General features: G+C 72.6%; 2 protein-coding genes. Both read left to right on the forward strand.

What is annotated here, in order from left to right; all coding sequences use genetic code 11:
* Positions 1 to 116 precede the first annotated feature (116 nt).
* A complete protein-coding gene (locus tag ACFV8T_RS00770; RefSeq protein WP_385323021.1) occupies positions 117 to 15731 on the forward strand; it encodes a type I polyketide synthase in 15615 nt (5204 codons plus the stop codon).
* An 18-nt stretch (positions 15732 to 15749) separates the two neighbouring features.
* Positions 15750 to 26627 (forward strand): SDR family NAD(P)-dependent oxidoreductase, encoded by a 10878-nt coding sequence (locus ACFV8T_RS00775; protein ID WP_385323023.1) that lies wholly within the window; start codon positions 15750 to 15752, stop codon positions 26625 to 26627.

A 26627-nucleotide genomic window follows, 5' to 3' on the forward strand; every position in this document is an offset into this window, starting at 1 on the left:
CCACACCGGATGACACCGGATGACACCGGTCCACACCGGATCGCACCGGACCTCACCCTCCGACCCCGGCAGCACGCACTCATTTTTAGTTAGAACCCGACGGGAGCGACGTTTCGATGGCGGATGAAGAGAAGCTGCGGGAATACCTGACCCGTGTGGTTGCGGAGCTGCAGCAGACCCGCCAGCACCTGCGCAACGTCGAGTCCCAGGAGGCGGAGCCGGTAGCGATCGTCTCCATGAGCTGCCGCTACCCGGGGGCTGTCAACACGCCCGAGGACCTGTGGGACCTCGTGTCCTCGGGCGGCGACGCCATCTCCGGTCTGCCGGCCGACCGCGGCTGGAACATCGAGGACCTGTACGACCCAGACCCCTCCGCCACGGGCAAGATCTACGCCCTCGAAGGCGGCTTCCTGCACGACGCGGGCGAGTTCGACCCGGCCTTCTTCGGCATCTCGCCGCGCGAGGCCCTGGCCATGGACCCGCAGCAGCGCCTGCTGCTGGAGACCTCCTGGGAAGCGCTGGAGCGGGCCGGTATCGACCCGACGACCGTCGGCGGCAGCGCCACGGGCGTGTTCGTCGGCGCGGCGGGCCAGGGTTACGGGGGCGACCTGAGCGGGGCCGCGGGCTCCGAGGGCTACATCCTCACCGGCACCGTCACATCCGTGCTGTCCGGCCGCATCTCGTACACTCTCGGCCTCGAAGGCCCGGCCGTCACGCTCGACACCGCGTGCTCCTCCTCCCTCGTCGCCCTGCACCTGGCCGCCCAGGCGCTGCGCAACGGCGAGTGCGCCATGGCCCTGGCGGGCGGCGCCTCGATCACGCCGAGCCCGGCCGGACTCATGGAGTTCAGCCGTCAGCAGGGTCTGGCGCGCGACGGCCGCTGCAAGGCCTTCGCAGACTCCGCCGACGGCATGGGCATGGCCGAGGGTGTCGGCATGCTCCTGCTGGAGCGGCTTTCGGACGCCCGCCGCAACGGCCACGACGTGCTCGCGGTCATCCGAGGCTCCGCCATCAACCAGGACGGCGCCTCGAACGGTCTGACGGCCCCCAACGGCCCGGCCCAGCAGCGCGTCATCCGCCAGGCCCTGGCCAACGCGAAGGTCTCGGCCGACCAGGTCGACGTCGTCGAGGCGCACGGCACCGGCACCTCGCTGGGTGACCCGATCGAGGCCCAGGCCCTGCTGGCCACCTACGGCCAGGAGCGGCCGGCCGGCCGGCCGCTGCTGCTCGGCTCGGTGAAGTCGAACATCGGCCACACCCAGGCCGCCGCCGGCGTCGCGGGCGTGATGAAGATGGTCATGGCCATGCGGCACGGTGTGCTGCCCAAGAGCCTTCACATCGACGAACCCTCCACGCACGTCGACTGGACCGCAGGCGCCGTCGAGCTTGTTACCGAGCACAGGGAGTGGCCCGAGACCGGCGCCCCGCGCGTGGCCGGTGTCTCCTCCTTCGGCATCAGCGGGACGAACGCCCACGTGATCCTGGAGCAGGAGCCCGCCCCGGAGGCCCCGGAGGCTGCGGGAGACGTGCGCCCGGTGGTCGGGTTGTCGGCTGTCCCGTGGGTGCTGTCGGCGAAGTCGCCGCAGGCTCTGGCGGATCAGGCGGGTCGTCTGCTGGCGCGGGTCCGTGGTGATGCCGGGGTTTCGGTGGTCGATCTGGGGTATTCGTTGGCGTTGACCCGGTCCCGTTTCGAGTATCGGGCCGGTGTGGTGGCCGGTGAGCGTGCGGAGTTCGTTGCCGCGCTGGAGGCGATTGCTTCTGGTGGTCCGGTTCCGGGTGTGGTGCGTGGGGTTGCGGCGGATGCCGAGGTGCGTCCGGTGTTCGTGTTCCCGGGGCAGGGGGCGCAGTGGGCCGGGATGGCGGTGGGTTTGCTGGAGTCCTCGCCGGTGTTCGCGGCGCGGATGGCGGAGTGCGCGGCTGCGCTGGAGCCGTACGTCGACTGGTCGTTGCTGGACGTCGTGCGTGGCGCCCCGGGTCTGGACCGGGTGGATGTGGTCCAGCCGGTGTTGTGGGCCGTGATGGTGTCCCTCGCGGAGGTGTGGCGTTCGTACGGTGTCGAGCCGGCTGCGGTGATCGGTCACTCGCAGGGTGAGATCGCGGCAGCCGCTGTGGCGGGCATTCTGTCGCTGGGGGATGCGGCGAAGGTGGTGGCCCTGCGCAGTCAGGCGATCGTCGCGCTTGCGGGTCGTGGTGGCATGGTGTCGGTGGCGCAGCCCGCCGCGTGGGTGCGGGAGAAGATTGCGGCCTGGGACGGCCGGATCTCCATCGCCGCCGTCAACGGGCCTTCGTCCGTCGTCGTCTCCGGTGATCCGGAGGCCCTGGACGAGCTGGTCACCGACTGCCGGGCCCACGAGATCCGCGCCCGCAAGGTGGACGTGGACTACGCCTCGCACTCCGCCCACGTGGAGGAGATCGAGACCGAGCTCGCCCGGCTCCTCGCGGGTATCGCCCCGCAGACCGGCGGCGTGACCCTGTACTCCTCCCTCACCGGCGCCCTCCTCGACGGTACGGAGATGGGTTCCGGGTACTGGTACAACAACCTCCGCGAGACCGTCGAGTTCGAGCAGGCCACCCGTACTGCCCTTGCCGACGGCCACACCGTCTTCATCGAGGTCAGCCCCCACCCCGTTCTCTCCCTCGGTCTCCAGGGCACCATCGAGGACACCGCCACCGACGCAGCGGTCCTCGGCACCCTGCGCCGCGACGAAGGCGGACTCGACCGCTTCCTGACCTCCCTCACCGAGGCCCACGTCCACGGCACCACCGTCGACTGGACAACCGTCTTCGCCGACACCGGCGCCCAGCGCGTCGCCCTCCCCACCTACGCCTTCCAACGCACCCGCTACTGGCCCGAGTCCCCGGCCGTCGTGCTCGCCGAGACGGCTGCCCCGGACGACGCCGCCTTCTGGGAGGCCGTCGAACAGGGCAACCTCGAAGCCCTCGCCGGTGCCCTGGACCCCGCCGACGCCGAGCCGCTGCGCGCAGCCCTCCCCGCGCTCGTCAGCTGGCGCCGTCAGCGCCGTGAGAACTCCACCATCGACTCCTGGCGTTACCGCGTCACCTGGAAGCCCGTCGCCACACCCCTCGACGCCACCCTGTCCGGGCGCTGGCTGCTCGTCGTACCGGAGAACCCGGACGGCGCCGGGACCACCCTGGCCCAGACCCTCACCGCCGCCCTGACCCGGCACGGTGCCGAGGCCGTCCTCACGACCCTCGCCGAACTCGCCGACACCGAGGACCTCTCGGACGCCGAGGGCTTCCTCTCCCTCCTGGCGCTGGACACCGCGCCGCACCCGGGACACCCGGGCGTGACCGCCGGCCTGGCGGGCACGGTCGCACTCATCCGCGCCCTGGCCGACGCCGGGGCGACCGCGCCGTTGTGGACCGTCACCCGGGGTGCGGTCTCCGTCGGCACCTCCGACCGCCAGGTCGACCCCGTGCAGAGCGCCGTCTGGGGGCTGGGCCGGGTCGCCGGACTCGAACTTCCCGAGGGCTGGGGCGGACTCGTCGACCTGCCCGCAGACCTGGACGACCGCGGCGTCTCCCGCCTCGCCGGCCTGATCGCGGGCGGCGACGAGGACCAGATCGCCCTCCGCGAATCAGGCGCGCACGCCTGCCGGCTGACCCGTGCCCCCCTCGGCAGCCGCCCCGGCACCCGCGACTGGACCCCGCGCGGCACCATACTGATCACGGGCGGCACCGGTGCCATCGCCTCGCACGTCGCCCGCCAACTGGCCGAGACCGGCGCCGAGCACCTCGTGCTGACCAGCCGCCGCGGCCTCGACGCCCCCGGCGCGCCCGAACTGCGCGACGAACTCACCGCGTTGGGCGCCACGGTCACCATCGCGGCCTGCGACGTCGCCGACCACGACAGCCTGCGAGCCCTGGTGGACGGGCTCCGCGCGGCGGGCGAGACGATCACCGCCGTCCTGCACGCCGCAGGGGTCGACCGCACCGGCGAACTCCTCACCCTCGATGCCGCTCAGCTGCACGAGGTCCTGGCCGCCAAGACCCTCGGCGCCGCCCACCTCGACGGCATCTTCGACGACGGATCGCTCGACGCCTTCGTCCTCTTCTCCTCCAACTCCGGTGTCTGGGGCAGCGGCGGCCACGCCGCCTACGCCGCCTCCAACGCCTATCTCGACGGCCTCGCCCTCCGCCGCCGCGCCCGTGGCCTGACCGCCACCTCCATAGCCTGGGGTGCCTGGGACGGCGGCGGCATGTCCGGCGGCGACGCCGGCGAGCAGCTCGCCCGCCGCGGTCTCGCCGCCATGCCCACCGGCCTCGCCATCGCGGCCCTGCGCCAGTCCGTCGAGCACGACGAAACCTGCGTGAGCATCGCCGACATGGACTGGGAGCGCTTCGCCCCCGTCTACGCCCTGTCCCGGCCGCGCCCGCTCATCGCCGACATCCCCGAGGCAGCGCGCGCCCTCGCCGCCAAGGACGAGGCCGGACACGGCACCGACCAGGACGGCTCGGCACTGCGCACCCGGCTCCGCGGACTCCCCGCCGCCGAACAGGAGCAGCAGCTCCTCGACCTCGTACGCGGCGAGGCCGCGTCCGTCCTCGGTCACCGGAGCACGGACGCGGTCCAGCCCGGCCGCGCCTTCAAGGAACTCGGCTTCGACTCGCTGACCGCCGTCGAACTGCGCAACCGGCTCACCGAAGCCACCGGCCTCAAGCTGCCCACCACCCTTGTCTTCGACCACCCCAACGCCACCCGGATCGCCGAGCTGCTGCGCACCGAACTCCTCGGCATCGAGAGCGCCGCCCCGACCGTCGTCCGCGCGGCCTGGTCCGAGGACGACGAGCAGATCGCCATCGTCGGCATGAGCTGCCGGTTCCCCGGCGGCGTCGCGAGCCCCGAGGACCTGTGGCAGATCGTGTCCTCCGGTACCGACACCATGAGCACCTTCCCGGCGAACCGTGGCTGGGACATGGACGTCGTGTACGACCCCGACGGCCGCCCCGGCACCTCGTACGTCGACGAAGGCGGATTCGTCGTCGACGCCGGCCACTTCGACCCGGGCTTCTTCGGGATCTCGCCGCGCGAGGCGCTCGCGATGGACCCGCAGCAGCGACTGCTCCTCGAAGCCTCCTGGGAGGCCTTCGAGCGGGCCGGCATCGACCCCGAAACGCTGCGCGGCAGCCTGACCGGTGTCTACGCCGGTACCAACGGCCAGGATTACGCGCCACTCCTGATGGCCTCCGCCGAGGCCGCCGACACCACTCTCACCAGCAACGCGGCCAGCGTACTGTCGGGCCGTATCTCCTACACCCTGGGCCTGGAAGGCCCGGCGGCGACCATCGACACCGGCTGCTCCTCCTCGCTGGTCGCCCTGCACCTGGCGGCCCAGGCCCTGCGCAAGGGCGAGTGCGACCTGGCGCTCGCGGGCGGTGTGACCGTCATGTCGACGCCGATGTCGTTCACCGAGTTCAGCCGCCAGCAGGGCCTTGCCTCCGACGGCCGCTGCAAGTCCTTCGCGGACGCGGCGGACGGCACCGGCTGGGGTGAGGGTGTCGGGGTCCTGCTCGTCGAGCGGCTCTCGGACGCCCGCCGCAACGGCCATGAGGTCCTCGCGATCGTCCGCGGCTCGGCGATCAACCAGGACGGTGCGTCCAACGGCCTCACCGCCCCCAACGGCCCCTCCCAGCAGCGAGTCATCCGCCAGGCGCTCGCCGGCTCCGGCCTGAACGCCGCCGACATCGACGCCGTCGAGGCCCACGGCACCGGCACCCGGCTCGGCGACCCGATCGAGGCCCAGGCACTGATCAACACGTACGGCCAGGAGCGCGCCGACAACGGACCGCTCTGGCTCGGCTCGGTCAAGTCGAACCTCGGTCACACCCAGGCCGCGGCCGGTGTCGCGGGCGTCATCAAGATGGTCATGGCCATGCGCCACGGCGTACTCCCGAAGACCCTGCACGTCGACCAGCCCTCCACGAAGGTGGACTGGCAGGCGGGCGCGGTCGAGCTGTTGACCGAGGCCCGGGACTGGCCGGCCTCGGCCGAGCGGCTGCGCCGTGCCGCGGTCTCGTCGTTCGGTGTGAGCGGCACCAACACCCACGTCATTCTGGAGGAGCCGCAGCCCGAGCCCGAGTCGGCCGACACGGCGAACTCCCTTCTGCCGACGGTGCCGTGGATCCTGTCGGCCAAGTCGGAGAGCTCCCTCGCCGGCCAGGCCGAACGTCTGCTGACGCTGGTACGGGAGAACGCCGCCCTTTCGCCGCTCGACATCGGCTACTCGCTCGCCCTGACGCGCACCGCTTTCGACCGCCGGGCGGCCGTCGTGGCCGGCGACGGCGAGCACGTCCTGCGCCAACTGGAGGCAATCGCGGACGGCACGGTCCGGGGCGTGGTGGGCGCCGGTCGTTCGGCGTTCCTGTTCTCGGGTCAGGGGTCGCAGCGGTCCGGGATGGGCCGGGAGCTGTACGAGGCGTACCCGGTGTTCGCGGACGCATTCGACGCGGTGTGCGCGGAACTCGACCGGCATCTCGACCGGCCGGTGAGGGAGGTGGTGTTCGGTGGGTCGGAGTTGATCGACCAGACCGTCTACACGCAGTCGGGTCTGTTCGCCGTCGAGGTTGCGCTGTTCCGGCTGCTGGAGCACTGGGGTGTGACCCCGGACTATCTCCTGGGCCACTCGATCGGTGAGCTGGCCGCCGCACACGTGGCGGGCGTCTGGTCACTGGAGGACGCCGCGGCGTTGGTCGCGGCGCGGGGCCGGCTGATGCAGGCACTGCCCACCGGTGGCGCGATGGTCGCCATCCAGGCCACCGAAGCTGACGCCCTGCCGCTGCTCACCGAAAGCGTCTCGATCGCCGCGCTCAACGGCCCGGACTCCGTGGTCATCTCCGGCGACGAGGACGCCGTACTCGCCATCGCGTCCGGCTTCGCCAAGACGAAGCGGCTGCGGGTCAGTCACGCCTTCCACTCGCCGCGCATGGAACCCATGCTGGCCGAGTTCAAGGCCATCGCCGAGAACCTGACCTTCCACGCACCGAAGCTCCCCATCGTCTCCAACCTCACCGGCCAGATCGCCGGCGAGGAGCTGCTCACCGCTGGCTACTGGGTGGACCATGTCCGCCAGGCCGTCCGCTTCCTCGACGGCGTACGCCACCTCGAAACCCAGGGTGTCACCACGTACCTGGAGCTCGGCCCCGGCGGTGTCCTCTCCGCCATGGGCCAGGACTGCGTCACCGACGACGCCGCCTTCCTCCCCGCCCTGCGCAAGGACCGTACCGAGACCGACGCGCTGACCACCGCCGTGGCGGAGCTGCACACGCACGGCGCCCCCGTCGACTGGGCCGCCTACTACGCCAACACCGGCGCCCAGCGCACCGACCTGCCCACCTACGCCTTCCAGCACGAGCACTACTGGCCCAAGAACTTCAACCGCACCGGTGATCTGACCAGTGTCGGCCTGAGCACGTCCGAGCACCCGCTGCTGGTGGGCTCGGTCGCACTCGCGGGCGAGGACGTCTCCCTCTTCACCAGCCGTCTCTCGCTGGAGTCGCACCCGTGGCTTGCCGATCACGCGGTCCTGGGCTCGGTGCTGCTGCCCGGCACCGCCTTTGTCGAGCTCGCGCTGCACGCGGGGGACCGGGTCGGCTGCGGAGTGCTGGAGGAACTGACCCTGCAGGCCCCGTTGGTGCTGGCCGAGCGTGGCGCCCGCATCCTGCAGATCGTCGTCGGTGCGGCCGAGGCCGACGGCCGTCGGCCGGTCACCGTTCGTTCGAGCTCTGCCGCAGACGGCGACGAGAACTGGATTCTGCACGCCTCCGGTGTCGTCGCCGAAGGCTCCGAGCGGGCCGGAGAGTCCGCTGCTGGACTTGTCGAGTGGCCGCCGCGCGAGGCGGAGGCCGTCTCCGTGGACGGCATGTACGAATTCCTCGGTGAGCTCGGCTACGGCTACGGTCCGGCGTTCCAGGGGCTGCGGGCCGTGTGGCGCCGTGACGGAGAACTGTTCGCCGAGGTCGAGCTGACGGGCGAGGCGGGCGAGCAGGCGGGCCGGTTCGGCCTGCACCCGGCGCTGCTGGACTCCGCCCTGCACGCGATCGGCCTCAGTGGTGGTCTGACCGGCATGGAGGGTCCGGGCCTGCCGTTCGCCTGGACGGACGTCGAGCTGTTCGCCGTCGGATCGCCGGTCCTGCGGGTACGGATGACCGTGGGCGACGGCGGCAAGGTCTCGCTGGATCTCGCCGACGGCACGGGCGCACCCGTGGGCCGTGTCGGCTCGCTGGTGCTTCGGCCGGTGTCCGCACAGCAGTTGGACGGTGCCGCGTCCGCCGAGGGTGCGGACTCTCTCTTCCGCCTCGAATGGGTCCCGACGACCGCCCCGGCCCAGGTGCCGGACGGTGCTGTCGAGCCGGCCGTTCTCGTCCTGGACGGTGCGGGCACGGACGTGCGCGAACACGTCACCCACGCACTGACCCGGCTTCAGGAGTGGCTGGCTGCGGAGCGTGACACGGATGCGCGCCTGGTCGTGGTGACCCGGGGCGCGGTGTCCGTGGGCGCCATGGGCGGTGACCTCGACCGGGGGCCCGTCTGGGGCCTTGTCCGGTCGGCGCAGTCCGAGAACCCGGGTCGGATTGTCCTGGTCGACGTCGGCACCACTGAGGATCTGGCCGGTCTGGTTGGTGTGGCTGGGTTGGGTGAGCCGCAGGTTGTGGTGCGTGAGGGTCGGTTGTTCGTGCCTCGGTTGGTGCGGGCGGCGGTTGGTGGTGGGTTGGTGGTTCCGTCGGGTGTGGCGGAGTGGTCGTTGCAGAGTACGGGCAAGGGGACGCTGGAGAATCTGGCGTTGTTGCCGGTGGAGCGGTCCGGGCTGGTCCGGGGTGAGGGCTTGGCCGAGGGGCAGGTGCGCGTTGATGTGCGGGCGGCCGGGGTCAATTTCCGTGATGTGCTAAACGCTCTGGGGATGTATCCGGGTCCTGAGGTGCCGATGGGTGCCGAGGGTGCGGGTGTGGTCGCCGAGGTGGGCCCGGGAGTATCGGGGTTGCGTCCGGGCGACCGGGTGATGGGTCTGTTCTCCGGCTCGTTCGGCCCCAGCGCGGTCACCGAACACCGCATGCTCGCCCCGATCCCCGACGACTGGTCGTACGCGCAGGCTGCCGCCGTGCCGGCGGTGTTCCTGACCGCTTACTACGGGTTGGTCGAGTTGGCCGATGTGCGGCCGGGTGAGTCGGTGCTGGTGCATGCGGCGTCCGGGGGTGTGGGTACGGCGGCGGTGCAGCTGGCCCGGCATCTGGGTGCCGAGGTGTACGGCACGGCGAGTGAGGCGAAGTGGCCGGTGCTGGCCGCGATGGGTATCCCCGCCGAGCGGATCGCCTCCTCCCGGACCCTCGACTTCGCGGAGGCGTTCGCCGCGGAAACGGGTGGGCGGGGGGTGGATGTCGTACTGAACTCCCTGGCCGGGGAGTTCGTCGACGCCTCGCTCGGTCTGCTGCCGCGCGGCGGCCGGTTCCTGGAGATGGGCAAGACCGACGTACGCCACCCCGAGCAGGTCGCCGAAACGCACCCCGGGGTCGACTACCGCTCCTTCGAGTTGCTGGATGCGGGGTTGGACCGGCTCCAGGGGATGTTGCTGGAGTTGCTGGGGCTGTTCCGGGAGGGTGTGCTGAGCCTGCCGCCGGTGCGGGCGTGGGACATCCGTCAGGCTCCGGAAGCGTTGCGGTACATGAGCCAGGCCCGTCACGTGGGCAAGGTCGTCGTGACGATGCCACGTACCCCCGATCCTGCGGGTACGTACCTGGTCACGGGTGCCACGGGCACCCTGGGCGGCCTGGTCGCCCGCCACCTGGTCACCGTGCGCGGCGTACGCAGCCTCCTGCTCCTCAGCCGCCGGGGCACCGACGCCCCGGGCGCGGCCGAGCTGGTCGCGGAGCTGGAAGCGGCCGGCGCCCGGGTGTCCCTGGTGGCCTGCGACGCATCCGACCGCGACGCACTGGCCGCCGCACTGGCCACCGTCCCCGCCGCACACCCCCTCACCGGAATCGTCCACACCGCCGGAGTCCTGGACGACGGAGTGATCTCCGAACTGGGCGCCGACCGGATCGACACGGTCCTGCGCCCCAAGGCCGACGCCGCCTGGAACCTCCACGAACTCACCCTTGACCGCCACGAACTCGCCGAGTTCGCCATGTTCTCGTCCACCGCAGGCATCTTCGGTGGTCCGGGGCAGGGCAACTACGCCGCGGCGAACGTGTTCCTCGATGTGCTGGCCCAGTACCGGCAGGCCCGGGGCCTGCCCGCCACGGCCGTGGCCTGGGGCATGTGGGAAGAGCGCAGCGGCATGACGGCGCACCTCGGTGACGCCGAGATCGCCCGCATGACCCGAGCCGGCATGCAGCCGCTGCCGAGCGCTCTCGGCCTCTCCCTGCTGGACGCGGCCACCGCGGGCGGACACGCCCTGCTGGTCGGCACCCGCCTGGACCTGGCGGCCATCCGTAAGCAGGCGGACACCGAGGGCACGGGCGTGCTTCCGCTGCTCCAGGGCCTGGTCAAGGCCCCGGCCAGGAAGGCCCGGGGTGCGGGGAAGGCCGTCGAGGCGTCCTCGTTCGCCCAGCAGCTCGCCGCCCTGCCCGCCGAACAGGCCCAGCGCACCCTGCTGGACCTCGTCCGCACCCACGTCGCTGCCGTACTCGGACACGCCTCCGCCGACACCGTCCACACCGGCAAAGCCTTCCGCGAACTCGGCTTCGACTCCCTCACCGCCGTTGAAATCCGCAACCGACTCAACACCGCCACCGGCCTCCGCCTCCCGTCGACCCTGGTCTTCGACTACCCGACCCCCGAGAACCTCGCCGACCACCTGCGCTCCGAACTGCTGGGACTCGACGCGGGCGCGGCCACGACCGGCACTGCGGTCACCGCGACCGCCGACGCCGACGATCCGATCGCCATCATTGGTATGAGCTGCCGGTTCCCGGGCGGGGTCCGCTCACCGCAGGACCTGTGGCAGCTCCTCACCGACGGCCGCGACGCCATCGGCGGCGTACCGCTCGACCGCCAGTGGGACCTGATGGCCCCGCCGGTCTCCGAAGACGAGCGGGCCGCGGCTCCCGTCCTCCAGGGCGGATTCGTCCAGGACGCCGGGGACTTCGATCCGGCCTTCTTCGGGATCTCGCCGCGCGAGGCCATCGCCATGGACCCCCAGCAGCGACTCCTCCTCGAAACCTCCTGGGAGACCTTCGAGAACGCGGGCATCAACCCGCGCAGCCTCAAGGGCACCCCCGCCGGAGTGTTCGTCGGCGTCAACACACAGGACTACGTCACCTTGCTGGCCAAGGTCCCTGCGGGCGGCGAGGGTTATGTCGCCAGCGGTACCTCCGGCAGCGTCGCCTCCGGCCGTATCTCGTACACGTTCGGCCTCGAAGGACCGGCCGTCACCGTCGACACCGCCTGCTCGTCCTCACTGGTCGCCCTGCACCTGGCCACCCACGCACTGCGCAACGGCGAGTGCACGATGGCCCTGGCCGGTGGCGTCAACATCATGGCCACCCCCGGAACGTTCGCCGACTTCGACAAGCAGCATGGCCTGGCGCCCGACGGCCGGTGCAAGGCCTTCGCGGACGCCGCCGACGGCACCGGCTGGGGCGAGGGCGCGGGCGTACTGCTTCTGGAGCGGTTGTCGGAGGCGCGGCGTCTGGGGCATGAGGTGCTGGCCGTGGTGCGTGGTTCCGCGGTCAACCAGGACGGTGCCTCGAACGGCCTGACGGCTCCGAACGGTCCCTCGCAGCAGCGGGTGATCCGCCAGGCCCTGGCCAACGCCGGACTGACCACCGCCGATGTCGACGTGGTCGAGGCACACGGCACCGGCACCAAGCTGGGCGACCCGATCGAGGCCCAGGCCCTGCTCGCCACCTACGGCCGCGAACGGCCCCAGGACAAACCGCTCCTGCTCGGCTCCATCAAGTCGAACATCGGCCACACCCAGGCCGCCGCAGGCGTCGCCGGCGTCATGAAGATGGTCCTGGCCATGCGCAACGGCGTCCTCCCGCAGACCCTCCACATCGACACACCCTCCACCCACGTCGACTGGACCCAGGGCGAGATCGAACTCCTCACGGAGCACACGCCGTGGCCCGAGACCGGCGCCCCTCGCCGGGCCGGTGTCTCTTCCTTCGGGCTCAGCGGCACCAACGCCCACGTGATCATCGAGCAGGCGCCCGAGGGTGCAAAGGCGGAGCAGCAGCAGGCGCCCGTCGTGTCTCCGGTGGCGGTGCCGTGGGTCCTGTCGGGCAAGTCGGAGGCCGCGCTGCGGGCCCAGGCCGGGAAACTCCTCGACCGCATACGCGAGGACACCGACACCTCTCTCACCGACATCGGCTACTCACTCGCCCTCACCCGCTCCCACTTCGACCACCGCGCAGCCGTCGTAGCCACCCACCACAACGACTTCCTCACCGCCCTCGAAAACCTCACCCACGGCCGCGCAGCAACCAACACCACCACCGCCGAAACCCAACCCTCACCCCGCCCCGTATTCATCTTCCCCGGCCAGGGGGCGCAGTGGGCCGGGATGGCGGTGGGCCTGCTGGACTCCTCGCCGGTGTTCGCGGCGCGAATGGCGGAGTGTGCGGCTGCGCTGGAGCCGTACGTCGACTGGTCGCTGATCGACGTCGCACGCGGCGTGGACGGCGCCCCCGGCCTGGACCGCGTCGACGTCGTCCAGCCGGTGTTGTGGGCCGTGATGGTGTCCCTCGCGGAGGTGTGGCGGTCCTACGGTGTCGAACCGGCCGCCGTCATCGGTCACTCGCAGGGCGAGATCGCCGCAGCCGCCGTCGCGGGCATCCTCTCGCTGGGCGACGCGGCCAAGGTCGTCGCCCTGCGCAGCCAGGCCATCACCGCCCTCGCGGGCCGAGGCGGCATGGTCTCCGTCGCCCAGCCCGCCGCCCGGGTGCGGAAGAAGATCACGGCCTGGGACGGCCGGATCTCCATCGCCGCCGTCAACGGGCCTTCGTCCGTCGTCGTCTCCGGAGACCCGGAGGCCCTGGACGAGCTGGTCACCGACTGCCAGGCCCACGAGATCCGCGCCCGCAAGGTGGACGTGGACTACGCCTCGCACTCCGCCCACGTGGAGGAGATCGAGGCGGAGCTGGCGAAGCTGCTCGCGGGCATTGCGCCGAGCGCAGGCGATGTGACCCTGTACTCCTCCCTCACCGGCGCCCTCCTCGACGGTACGGAGATGGGTTCCGGGTACTGGTACAACAACCTCCGCGAGACCGTCGAGTTCGAGCAGGCCACCCGCACCGCCCTTGCCGACGGCCACACCGTCTTCATCGAGGTCAGCCCCCACCCCGTTCTCTCCCTCGGTCTCCAGGGCACCATCGAGGACACCGCCACCGACGCAACGGTCCTCGGCACCCTGCGCCGCGACGAAGGCGGCCTCGACCGCATCCTGACCTCCCTCACCGAAGCCCACGTCCACGGCACCACCATCGACTGGACAACCGTCTTCACCCACACCGGCGCCACCCGCACCACCCTCCCCACCTACGCCTTCCAACGCACCCACTACTGGCCCGAGCTGTCCGCCGAATCGGCCATGGCCGGGACGGCCGCCATCGACGCCCGCTTCTGGGAGGCGGTCGAGCACGAGGACCTGGACGCGCTGTCGCAGGCGCTGGGCGGTGCCGACACCGAGCCGCTGAGGGCGGCTCTGCCGACCCTGTTCAGCTGGCGGCAGCAGCAGCGCGAGCAGTCCGCGTCGGACAACTGGACCTACCGCACCACCTGGAAGCCGGCCGAGTCCGCGAGCAGCGGCACTCCGCTTCTGCCGGGGCGCTGGCTACTGGCCGTGCCGGAGAGCTTCTCCGTCGATGACAAGCTCGTCGACGCTCTCGCCGCCGCGCTGGCCGAACACGGTGCCGACGTCAGCCGGGTCGCGGTGGCCGAGCGATCGGCGCTCGCCGCCACCCTCGCCGGTCTGGAACCCGAGGGAATCGACGGAGTCGTCTCGCTGCTGGCGCTCGCGGAGACGGCCGAGGCCGCCGCGGCCACGGAGTCGCTGGGTCTGCTGGGTACGGTCGTGCTCCTCCAGGCCCTGGGCGACGCAGGTGTCCAGGCGCCCCTGTGGTGCCTGACCCGGGGTGCCGTCTCGGTCGGTGGGGCCGATCGCCTCGTCAGTCCGGCGCAGGCGGCCGTCTGGGGCCTGGGCCGGGTCGCCGGGCTCGAACTGCCGCAGCGCTGGGGCGGTCTGGTCGACCTCCCGGCCGAGCTCGACGAGCGGGTCACCGCCCGCCTGTGCGGAATCCTGGCCGCAGGCGACAAGGCCGAGGACCAGCTCGCACTGCGCGAGCAGGGTGTGTTCGTACGACGTCTCGTCCGTACCCGCCTCGACAGCGCCACCAGCGAGGCAGACGCCCGGTCCACCGGCGGCTGGCAGCCCGGCGGGACGGTGCTCGTCACCGGCGGCACCGGGGCCCTCGGCGGGCACGTCGCCCGCTGGCTGGCCCGTAACGGCGCCGAACACCTCGTACTGACCGGCCGCCGCAGGCCCGATGCCCCCGGCGCGACCGAACTGCGCGACGAGCTCACCGCGTTGGGCGCCTCGGTCACCATCGCGGCCTGCGATGTCGCCGACCGCGACGCCCTGCGTGACCTGTTCGACGGCCTCGACGCCGCCGGTACGCCCGTCACGGCGGTGCTGCACGCCGCCGACGCCGCGGTCGACGGTCTCATCGACGGCCTGACCCCGGACGGGGTCGCGGACGCGCTGCGCGCGAAGGTGACCGGCGCCGTTCATCTGCACGAGCTCACCGAGAACCGTGACCTGGACGCCTTCGTCCTGTTCTCCGCGTTCGCCGGCACCGTCGGCGGCATCGGCCAGGGCAGTTACGCAGCGGCCAACGCCCACCTCGACGCCCTGGCGGGTCACCGCCGGGCACTGGGGCTGGCGGGTACGTCGATCGCGTGGGGCCCCTGGGCCGAGGGCGGTACGGCACACGGCGACCCCGGCTTCGCCGACCGCATGCGCGGTCGCGGCCTGCCCGTGCTGCCGACCGGGGCGGCCCTGACAGCGCTGGGCCGCGTCGCGGCCGGCGCCGGGGCTCGCGACACGGCGGCCGTGCTGGTCGCCGATGTGGACTGGACCTCCTTCCTTACCGCTTTCCTCGCCGCCCGTCCGGCGGCCTGGCTGGGGGACGTCCCGGAGGTGCGGAAGTACGTCACGGACTCCGCCGCCGGGGAGACGGAGGGCGGTTCCGCCGCCTTCACGGCCTCGCTCGCCGGGCTGTCGGACGCGGAGGCGGCACGGAAGCTGCTGGAACTGGTACGGACCGAGGCGGCCGTGGTGCTGGGCTACGAAACGGCGGAGCCGATCGGCGCCAAACGGCCGTTCCGGGACCTCGGATTCGAGTCGCTCACCGCCGTCAACCTGCGGAACCAGCTGAGCGCGAGGACGGGTCTAAGACTCCCCGTCACCCTGGTGTTCGACCACCCGACGCCCACCGCGCTGGCGGAATTCCTGCGCGGCGAGCTGGGGGGCGCGCAGGAGACGCCGGAAACGGCGGTGCTGTCGGAGCTGGACCGGCTGGAGTCGGGCCTGTCCGTCCTCGACGGCGACGAGGGAGCCCTTCAGCGGGTCACCTCGCGCCTGCGGGCCCTGGTGGCCCGGCTGGACGGGGGACAGGCACCCGTCGAGGCGGGCGACAGCGTGGTGGACCAGCTGGATGCGGCGAGTGCCGAAGAAGTACTGGCCTTTATCGACAACGAGTTCGGAGAGGTCTGAAAAGCGTGTTCGTCGAGTGTGCGGAATTCTTGGAGGGGTTGGCGGGCCATGGCGGATGACAAGAAGGTCCTGGATTACCTGAAGCGGATGACCGCCGATCTCCACCAGACCCGGCAGCGCGTGCGCGAGCTGGAGGCGGGTGAGCACGAGCCGGTCGCCATCGTTTCGATGAGCTGCCGGTTCCCCGGAGGGGTGGGATCGCCGGAGGACCTGTGGAAGCTGGTGTCCGAGGGGAGGGACGCGATATCCGCGTTCCCCGAGGACCGGGGCTGGGACCTGGAGAAGCTGTACGACGCGGACCCCGACAAGCGCGGTTCGTCGTACGCGAGTTCGGGCGGCTTCCTCGGCGGAGTGGGCGACTTCGACCCGGCGCTGTTCGACATCAGCCCGCGTGAGGCGCTGGCGATGGACCCGCAGCAGCGGCTCCTGCTGGAGAGCACCTGGGAGCTGTTCGAGCGTGCGGGCATGGCCCCGTCCTCGATGCGCGGCCGCCAGGTCGGTGTGTTCGCCGGCGCGTCCGGCGAGGACTACTCCACGATGCTCCAGTTCACCGAGGGCATCGAGGGCTATTACCTCACCGGGACCTCCGGCAGCGTGGTCTCCGGCCGTATCGCCTACACCTTCGGGCTCGAAGGCCCCGCGGTCTCGGTCGACACCGCCTGCTCCTCGGCGCTCGTCTCCATCCACCTGGCCGCCCAGTCCCTGCGCCAGCGCGAGTGCACGCTCGCCGTCGCGGGTGGTGTGACGGTCATGTCCGCGCCCGGCATGTTCATCGAGTTCAGCCGCCAGCGCGGTCTCGCCTCCGACGGCCGGTGCAAGGCCTTCGCCGATTCCGCCGACGGCACCGGCTGGTCCGAGGGCGTCGGCCTGGTCCTGCTGGAGCGGCTGTCCGACGCCCGCCGCAACGGCCACGAGGTGCTCGCCGTCATCCGCGGCTCCGCCGTCAACCAGGACGGCGCCTCCAACGGGCTCACCGCGCCCAACGGCCCCTCCCAGCAGCGGGTCATCCGCCAGGCCCTCGCCAGCGCCGGACTGTCCGCCGGACAGGTCGACGCCGTCGAGGCGCACGGCACCGGCACCCGCCTCGGCGACCCGATCGAGGCCCAGGCACTGATCAACACGTACGGCCAGGACCGCGCCGAGGACAAGCCGCTGTGGCTCGGCTCGCTGAAGTCCAACCTCGGCCACACCCAGGCCGCCGCCGGTGTCGCCGGAATCATCAAGATGGTCATGGCCCTGCGCCACGGGGTCCTGCCGCAGACGCTGCACGTGAACGAGCCGTCCTCGCACGTCGACTGGAGCGCGGGCAACGTCGAGCTGCTCACCGAGGCCCGGGAGTGGCCCGGGACGGACGAGCCGCGCCGCTTCGGTGTCTCCTCGTTCGGCATCAGCGGCACCAACGCGCACACCATCATCGAGGAGGCGCCCGCCCCCGAGCAGACGCCCGCCCCCGAGGAAGCCCCCGCCGCCACCGCGCCCACCGGCCTCGCCTGGCTGCTCTCCGGCCGCACCGAAGCGGCCGTGGCCGCCCAGGCCGCCCGGCTCATCGACCGGCTCGCGGCCGACCCCGCCGCCGGGGCACTGGACATCGCCTGGTCGACCGCTGTCACCCGCTCCGCCCTCGACCACCGCGTCGCCGTCCTCGGCAAGGACCGCGAGGAACTCCTCGCCGGGCTGCGCTCCGTCGCCGACGGCACCGCCGCCCCCGGCGTACTCACCGGCACCGCCCTCGAAAACGGCCAACTGGCCTTCCTGTTCTCCGGCCAGGGCTCGCAGCGCGCCGCCATGGGCCGCGAACTGTACGCATTGCAGCCGGTGTTCGCCGACGCCTTCGACGCCGTCTGCGCCGAACTCGACAAGCACCTCGACGAGCCGGTCAAGGACATCGTCTTCGGCGGCTCCGAGCTGCTGGACCAGACCGTCCACACGCAGGCCGGTCTCTTCGCCCTCGAAGTCGCGCTGTTCCGCCTCGTCACCCATTGGGGCGTCACCCCCGACTACCTGCTCGGCCACTCCATCGGCGAGCTGACCGCCGCCCACGTCGCGGGCGTCTGGTCCCTGGAGGACGCGGCGGCACTGGTCGCCGCCCGGGGCCGCCTCATGCAAGCCCTCCCGGCCGGCGGCGCCATGGTCGCGGTCCAGGCCACCGAGGCCGACATCCTGCCGTTCCTGACCGAACGTGTCTCCCTCGCCGCTGTCAACGGCCCCGACTCCGTCGTCGTATCCGGCGACGAGGACGCCGTGCTGGCCGTCGCGGCCCGCTTCGAGAAGACCAAGCGCCTCCGTGTCAGCCACGCCTTCCACTCCCCGCACATGGACGGCATGCTCGACGACTTCGCCAAGGTCGCCGGAACCCTCACGTTCGACGAACCCCGGCTGCCGATCGTCTCCAACCTCACCGGCGACATCGTCCCCGCCGAAGAGCTGCGCACCCCGGAGTACTGGGTCCGCCACGTCCGCGAGGCCGTCCGCTTCGCCGACGGGCTGCGCACCCTCGACGGCCTCGGCGTCACCACGTACCTCGAACTCGGCGCCGGCGGAACGCTCGCCGCCCTCGGCAACGACACCGTCGAGGCCACCACCGCCGCCTTCGTACCCGCCCTGCGCAAGGACCGCCCGGAGACCGACGCGCTGACCACCGCCGTCGCCGAGCTCCACGTCCGCGGCGCCCACGTCGACTGGGCGGCCTTCTACGCCGGCAGCGGCGCCCGCACCATCACCCTGCCCACGTACGCCTTCCAGCACGAGCGCTACTGGCCCAAGCTGCCCACCGGCTGGACCGGCGACATCTCCGCCATCGGCCAGCGCTCCGCCGGCCACCCGCTGCTCGGCGCCGCCGTCAGCCTCGCCGACGGCGACGGCATGCTCTTCACCGGCTGCCTGTCCCCGCAGACCCACCCGTGGCTCGCCGACCACGTCGTCCTCGGTACGACGCTGCTGCCCGGCACCGCGTTCGTCGAGCTCGCGATCACCGCGGGCGACGAGGTCGGCTGCGGCCAGGTCCGTGAACTCAACCTGGAAGCCCCCCTCGTCCTGCCCGAACAGGGCGGCGTGGCCCTCCAGGTCTCCGTCGGCCCCGCCGACGCCCAGGGCCTGCGCGACGTGACCATGCACTCCCGCCCGGCCACCGCCGACACCGACGAGCCGTGGACCCGCCACGCCAGCGGCATCCTCGCCCCGGCCGGCCCTGCCGAGGCGGCCGACGACGACCTCACCGCCTGGCCCCCGCCCGGCGCCACCGCCCTGCCGCTCGACGGCTTCTACGAGAACCTCTGCGCGCAGAGCTACGACTACGGGCACGCCTTCCAGGGCCTGCACACCGCCTGGCGCCGCGGCGAGGAACTCTTCGCCGAGGTCCGCCTCCCCGAGGACATCGCCGCCGAGGCCCGCTCCTTCGGCCTGCACCCGGCCCTGCTCGACATGGCCATGCACCTCAACGCCCTCAACGACTTCGACGGCGGCATGGGCGAGGGCCGGGGCCGCCTGCCGTTCTCCTGGAACGGCGTCACCCTGCACGCCGCCGGCGCCTGCGCGGTGCGCGTCCGGCTCGCCCGTACCGCGGGCAGCGACGGCGTCACCGTCCGGCTCGCCGACGAGACCGGCACGCCCGTCGCCACCGTCGGGGAACTCATGTTCCGGCCCGTCTCCGCCGAACAACTCGGCAACGGCCGGGGCGGCCGCAACGACTCCCTGTTCCGCGTCGACTGGACCGGAGTACCGGCCACCGCCGCCCACGACACCGACGACTGGGTGCTCCTCGGCGACAACACCCTCAAGCTCCCCGCCGCCGCCCGCTTCGACAGCCTCGACGCCCTCGGCGCGGCCGTCGACGAGGGAATGCCGCTGCCCGGCACCATCGTCGCGCCGCTGCACACCCGCCCCGGAACCCCGCTCGCCACCGGCGCCCACGCCGCAGCGCACCGCGCACTGGGACTCGCCCAGGCACTCCTGGCCGATGAGCGGTTCGAGCGGTCCCGGCTGGTCCTCGTGACCCGCGGGGCCGTCGCCGCCACCGCGGACGAGGACCTCGACGACCTCGCCCAGTCCGCCGCCTGGGGCCTGATCCGCTCCGCGCAGAACGAGAACCCGGGACGCTTCGTCCTCGTCGACCTCGACGGGACACAGCCCTCACGCCGGGCGCTGCCCCAGGCCATCGCCGCCGGGGAACCACAACTCGCCGTCCGTGAGGGCGAGTTGTACGCACCCCGGCTCGCCCGCGCCCCCCGCGCCGACGACCCGGAAACCCGCCGCCCGCTGCTCGACCCCGAGGGCACCGTCCTGATCACCGGCGCCACCGGCGCCATCGGCACCCTCCTCGCCGAGCATCTCGTACGCGCCCACGACGCCCGCCACCTGCTGCTGCTCAGCCGCCGCGGTGCCGACGCGCCCGGCGCCGCCGAGCTGACCGCCCGTCTCGAAGAACTGGGCGCCGACGTCACCTTCGCCGCCTGCGACGCCGGGGACCGCGACAGCCTGGAAAGGACCCTCGGCGCCATCCCGGCCGCGCACCCGCTCACGGCCGTCCTGCACGCCGCCGGCCTTTCCGACGACGGAATCCTCACCGCCCTGACGCCCGAGCGCGTCGACGGCGTCCTCACCCCCAAGGCCGACGCCGCCGTCCACCTGCATGAACTCACCCAGGACCTGAACCTCACCTCCTTCGTCCTGTTCTCCTCCCTCGCCGCCACCTTCGGCGGCCCCGGACAGGGCAACTACGCGGCCGCCAACCTCTTCCTCGACCAGCTGGCCCAGTGGCGCCGGCAGCGCGGTCTGCCCGCCGTCTCCCTCGCCTGGGGCCTGTGGGCCGAGCGCAGCGGACTCGCCGCCAACCTCGACGAGTCCCACCTCCAGCGCATCAACAGCTCCGGTGTCACCGCCATCGCCTCCGAGGACGGACTCGCCCTGTTCGACGCGGCGACCGCCCGCCCCGAAGCGATGGTCATCCCCGCACACATCAACCTGCCGTCGCGGGCCGACAGCCCCGAGGCGGTGCCGCCGATCCTGCGCGGCCTGATCCGGGCCGCCGCCCGCCCGGCCGCCGCCACCGCCGGTGCCGCCGTGGTCTCCTCGCTCGTGCGGCAGCTCGTGGAACTGCCCGAGCCGGACCGTACGGCCTTCGTCCTGGACGTCGTACGCGACGCCGCCGCTGCTGTCCTCGGCTACCGCTCCGCGAACGAGATCCAGGCCCAGCGGGCGTTCAGCGACCTCGGCTTCGACTCGCTCACGGCCGTCGAGATGCGCAACCGGCTGAGCCTGGCCACCGAACTGCGGCTGCCCGCCACCCTCGTCTTCGACTACCCGACCCCGGCCGTCCTCGCCGACCACCTGTGCGCCGAACTCCTCGGCAGCCCCGCCGCCGTCGCCGAATTCGCCGCCGCCACCGCCGGGGACGACGACCCGATCGCCATCATCGGCATGAGCTGCCGCCTGCCCGGCGACGTCCGCTCGCCCGAGGACCTGTGGCGGCTGGTCCGCGACGGTGTCGACGCCATGGGCCCCGTACCGGCCGACCGCGGCTGGAAGATCAACGGACTGCCCGGCGCCGAAACCGGCCCGGACGGCGGCCCCTTCGAACTGCGCGGCGGCTTCGTCGCCGACCCCGCGGGCTTCGACCCGGCCTTCTTCGGCATCTCGCCGCGCGAGGCCACCACCATGGACCCGCAGCAGCGACTCCTCCTCGAAACCTCCTGGGAAGCCTTCGAACGGGCCGGGATCGACCCGGCCACCGTCAAGGGGACCAGCGTCGGCGTCTTCGCCGGCTCCAGCGGCCAGGACTACTCCGCACTGCTCAACGCCTCCGAGGGCAACGAGGGCTACCTCCTCACCGGCACCACCGCCAGCGTCGTCTCCGGCCGCGTCTCGTACGCCTTCGGCTTCGAGGGCCCCGCGGTCACCGTCGACACCGCCTGCTCGTCCTCGCTGGTCGCCCTGCACCTCGCCACCCAGGCGCTGCGCCAGGGCGAGTGCTCCATGGCCCTCGCCGGCGGCGTGATGGTGATGGCCACCCCGGCGGCCTTCGCCGGCCTCAGCGGACAGGGCGGCTTCGCCTCCGACGGCCGCTGCAAGGCCTTCTCCGAAACGGCAGACGGCACCGGCTGGTCCGAAGGCGTCGGCGTCCTCCTCGTCGAACGGCTCTCCGACGCCCGCCGCAACGGCCACGAAGTCCTCGCCGTCGTACGCGGCTCCGCCATCAACCAGGACGGCGCCTCCAACGGCATCACCGCCCCCAACGGCCCCTCCCAGCAGCGGGTCATCCGCCAGGCCCTCGCCAACGCCCGTCTCACCACCGCCGACGTCGACGCCGTCGAGGCCCACGGCACCGGCACCAAGCTGGGCGACCCGATCGAGGCCCAGGCCCTGCTCGCCACCTACGGCCAGGACCGCGCCGAAGGACGCGCGCTGCGCCTCGGCTCCGTCAAGTCGAACATCGGCCACACCCAGGCCGCCGCCGGAGTCTCCGGGATCATCAAGATGGTCATGGCGATCCGGAACGGGATCCTGCCCAAGAGCCTCCACATCGACGAGCCGTCCACGCACGTCGACTGGACCGCGGGCGCCGTCGAACTCCTCACCACGGAGCAGGACTGGCCGGAGACCGGGCAGCCACGCCGAGGCGCCGTGTCCTCCTTCGGCGTCTCGGGCACCAACGCCCACATCATCCTGGAGCAGGCGCCCGAGACCGGCCCGGCGGACGAGACACCCGTCCTCACCGAGGGCCCGCAGCTCAACACCCCCGCCATCCCGTTCGTCCTCTCCGCGAAGAGCGAGCAGGCCCGCCAGGCCCAGGCGGAGAGCCTGCTCCAGCACCTCACCGACCACCCCGAGCCCGCCCTCGCGGACATCGCCTGGTCGCTGGCGGCCACCCGCGCCCACTTCGACCACCGAGCCGCCCTGGTGACGCGCGACCGCGCCGAACTGCTGCGCGGCCTGGAGTCCTTCGCGGCCGGCCTGGCCGCGCCGGGCACGGTCTGCGCACAGACCCAGCCGTCGGCCCGTCCGGTGTTCGTGTTCCCGGGGCAGGGTGCGCAGTGGTTCGGGATGGCGGTGGGTTTGCTGGAGTCCTCGCCGGTGTTTGCGGCGCGGATGGCGGAGTGTGCGGCTGCGTTGGAGCCGTACGTGGAGTGGTCGCTGCTGGACGTCGTGCGCGGCGTCGACGGTGCGCCGGGACTCGACCGGGTGGACGTCGTCCAGCCCGTGCTCTGGGCCGTGATGGTGTCCTTGGCGGAGGTGTGGCGGTCGTTCGGGGTCCGTCCGGCGGCGGTCATCGGTCACTCGCAGGGCGAGATCGCCGCTGCGGCGGTCGCGGGGATCCTCTCGCTGGGCGACGCGGCCAAGGTCGTCGCCCTGCGCAGCCAGGCGATCATCGCGCTCGCGGGCCGTGGCGGCATGGTCTCCGTCGCCCAGCCCGCCGCCCGGGTGCGGGAGAAGATCACGGCCTGGGACGGGCGGATCTCCATCGCCGCAGTCAACGGTCCTTCGTCCGTGGTCGTTTCGGGCGACCCGGAGGCCCTGGACGAGCTGGTCACCGACTGCCGGGCCAATGACGTCCGCGCCCGCAGGATCGACGTGGACTACGCCTCGCACTCCGCTCATGTGGAGGAGATCGAGGGCGAGTTGGCCCGGCTCCTGGCCGGTATCGCTCCGCAGGCCGGTGACACTGCCCTGTACTCCTCGCTCACGGGCGGTTTGCTCGACGGTACGGAGATGGGCGCCGGGTACTGGTACAACAACCTCCGCGAGACCGTCGAGTTCGAGCAGGCCACCCGTACCGCTCTCGGCGACGGTCACTCCGTCTTCATCGAGGTCAGCCCCCACCCGGTCCTCACGATCGGTCTCCAGGGCACCATCGAGGACACCGAGACCGACGCCGTGACCCTCGGCACCCTGCGCCGTGACGAGGACGAGGCGCAGCGCCTGCTGACCTCTCTCTCCGAGGCGCACTGCCACGGTCTCGACATCGACTGGACGGCCGTCTTCGGCACCGGCGCCACCCGCGTCGCCCTGCCCACCTACGCCTTCCAGCACGAGCGGTACTGGCTGCCCATGCCGGGCGACGGCGCCGGAGACCTCGCCTCCGTCGGTCTCGGCGTCACCGAGCACCCCATGCTCGGCGCCGCCGTGCCGCTCGCCGACTCCGACGGGTACGTGTTCACGGGCCGTTTCTCCACCGGGAGCCACCCGTGGATGGCCGAGCACGTCGTGATGGGCACGGTCATCGTGCCGGGCACCGGCTTCGTCGAGATGGCGACCCACGCCGCCCACCGGACCGGATGCGACACCGTCGAGGAACTCACCATCGAGGCACCACTGGTGCTTCCCGAGGGCGGCGCCCGCCAGCTCCAGGTCACCGTCGGCGCCCCGGACGAGACCGGCCGCCGCACCCTCACCGTCCACTCCCGGCCCGCCGAAGCCGCCGCCGACACCGGATTCGAGACGCCGTGGCTCCGGCACGCCACCGGCGTCCTGGCCACCGCCGAAGCCGCTGCCGTACCCGCGTACGACTTCGCGGCCTGGCCGCCCGCCGGTGCCACCGAGCTGCCCATGGAGGGCTTCTACGAGCAGGCGCTCCTGACCGGCTTCGACTACGGCCCGATGTTCCGGGGCATCGTCCGCGCCTGGCAGCTCGGCGAGGACATCTACGCCGATCTCGCCCTCCCGCAGGACGGTCGGGCCGAGGCCGCCGACTACGGCCTCCACCCCGGCCTCCTCGACGCCGCCCTGCAGTCCATGGGCGTCGGCGACTTCAAGCCCGGCACCGGCCAGGGCGAGGACGCGGGCAAGCCGCGCCTGCCCTTCGCCTGGCGCGGGGTGACCGTGCACGCCACCGGCGCCTCGGTCCTGCGGGCCCGTCTGCTGCCCGTCGGCGCCAACGGCATCGGCTTCCAGATCGCCGACGCCACCGGCGCCCCGGTCATCACCATCGGCGAGCTCGCCATGCGGCCCGTCGAGCCCGAGCAGCTCAAGGCCGCCGGCCAGGACAGCGGCAACGACGCCCTGTTCACCCTCGACTGGACCCCCGTACCGGTCACCGCACCGGCCCCGGCCGGCACCTGGGCCTTCCTCGGTGCCGACCCGGCCCCGTTCACCGTGGCGGGCCACCGCCCCGGCGAGTACGCCGACCTGGCCGCGCTCGCCACCGCCGTCGACGCCGGCACCCCGGTGCCGGACTTCGTGGTCGCCGACCTCCGCGGCACCACCGCCGGCTCGCTCGCCGAGGCGGCACACGCCACCGGGCTCGGCGCCCTCGAACTGCTCCAGCAGTGGATCGGCGACGAGCGCTTCGCGGACACCCGGCTCGTCCTCGCCACCACCGGGGCCCTGGCCGCCGTGCCCGACGAGGACGTCACCGACCTGGCCGCCGCCCCCGTGTGGGGTCTGGTCAGGTCCGCCCAGTCCGAGCACCCGGACCGCTTCACCCTCGTCGACACCGACGGCGGCGACGCCTCCTGGACCGCGCTCCCCGACGCCCTGTCCCTCGCCGAGACCCAACTCGCCCTGCGTGACGGCGTCGTGCTCGCACCGCGCCTGGACCGGGCCCCGGCCCCCGACGAGGACGCCGCCCTCGCCCTCGACCCCGAGGGCACCGTCCTGATCACCGGCGGCAACGGAGTCCTCGGCGGCCACCTCGCCCGCCACCTGGCGGCCGAGAAGGGCGTACGAAGGCTCCTGCTGCTCAGCCGGCGGGGCGGCGACGCCCCCGGCGCGGCCGAACTCGTCGAGGAACTGGCCGCCGCCGGGGCCGAGGCGACGATCGTGGCCTGCGACGTCGCCGACCGCGACGCCCTCGCCCACGTACTCGACGCCGTCCCCGACGCGCACCCGCTGACCGCGGTCGTCCACACGGCGGGCACCCTCGACGACGGGGTCATCACCTCCCTCACCCCCGAGCGACTGGCCGTCGTGCAGCGGCCCAAGATCGACGCGGCCGTCCACCTCCACGAGCTCACCAAGGACCGGAACCTCGCCGCGTTCGTGCTCTTCTCCTCCGCCGCCGGAACCCTCGGCAGCTCCGGACAGGGCAACTACGCGGCGGGCAACGCCTTCCTCGACGCGCTCGCCCAGCACCGCCGCGCCCACGGCCTGCCCGCCACCGCTCTCGCCTGGGGCTTCTGGGCCCAGGCGAGCAGCATGACCGGGCACCTCGGCGACGCCGACGTACGCCGCATGAGCGGCGCCGGTGTCACCGGCCTCAGCAACGAGCAGGGCCTCGACCTCTTCGACCGGGCCACCGCGCAGGCCGACGCACTGGTCCTGCCCATCCGGCTGGACTTCGCGGCCCTGCGGGCCCGCGCCGCCACGGGCGGCCTCCCGCCGATCATGCGCAAGCTCGTCCGCGCCCAGGTCAAGCGGGCGGGCGACACGGGCGGCGCGCCGGTCGTCCCGCTCGCGCAGCGGCTGGCGGGCCTGTCCGAGGAGGAGCGCGACCGGGTCGTCCTCGACCTGATCCGTACCCACGCCGCCGCCGTACTCGGCCACGCCACCCCCGACGCCATCGACCCGCAGGGGGCGTTCAAGAAGCTGGGCTTCGACTCCCTCATCGCCATCGACCTGCGCAACCGGCTGAACACCGTGACCGGGCTGCGGCTGCCCGCCACGCTCGTCTTCGACTACCCGACCCCCGTGGAACTCGCCGCCCATGTGCGCGGCGAGGTGATCCCCGACACCGCCGGCAACGCCGCCACCCCCGTCCTCGTCGAGGTCGACCGGCTCGCGGCACTCCTGGCGGGCATCGGGGACGCGGACGCCCGTACCCAGATCACCGACCGGCTCAAGGGCCTGCTCGCACAGTGGGCCCCCGCGCACACCGCCGCGGGCGAGGACACCGCGGGTGGTCTCGACGAGGCCAGCGACGACGAGATCTTCGACCTCCTCGGCCGGGAGTTCGGCATCTCATGA

This window comes from Streptomyces sp. NPDC059832 (assembly GCF_042731715.1).
Classification (GTDB): domain Bacteria; phylum Actinomycetota; class Actinomycetes; order Streptomycetales; family Streptomycetaceae; genus Streptomyces.

Coding starts and splice junctions, on each gene's coding strand:
- ACFV8T_RS00770 (WP_385323021.1), top strand. CDS start 117: ATGGCGGATGAAGAGAAGCTGCGGGAATACCTGACCCGTGTGGTTGCG.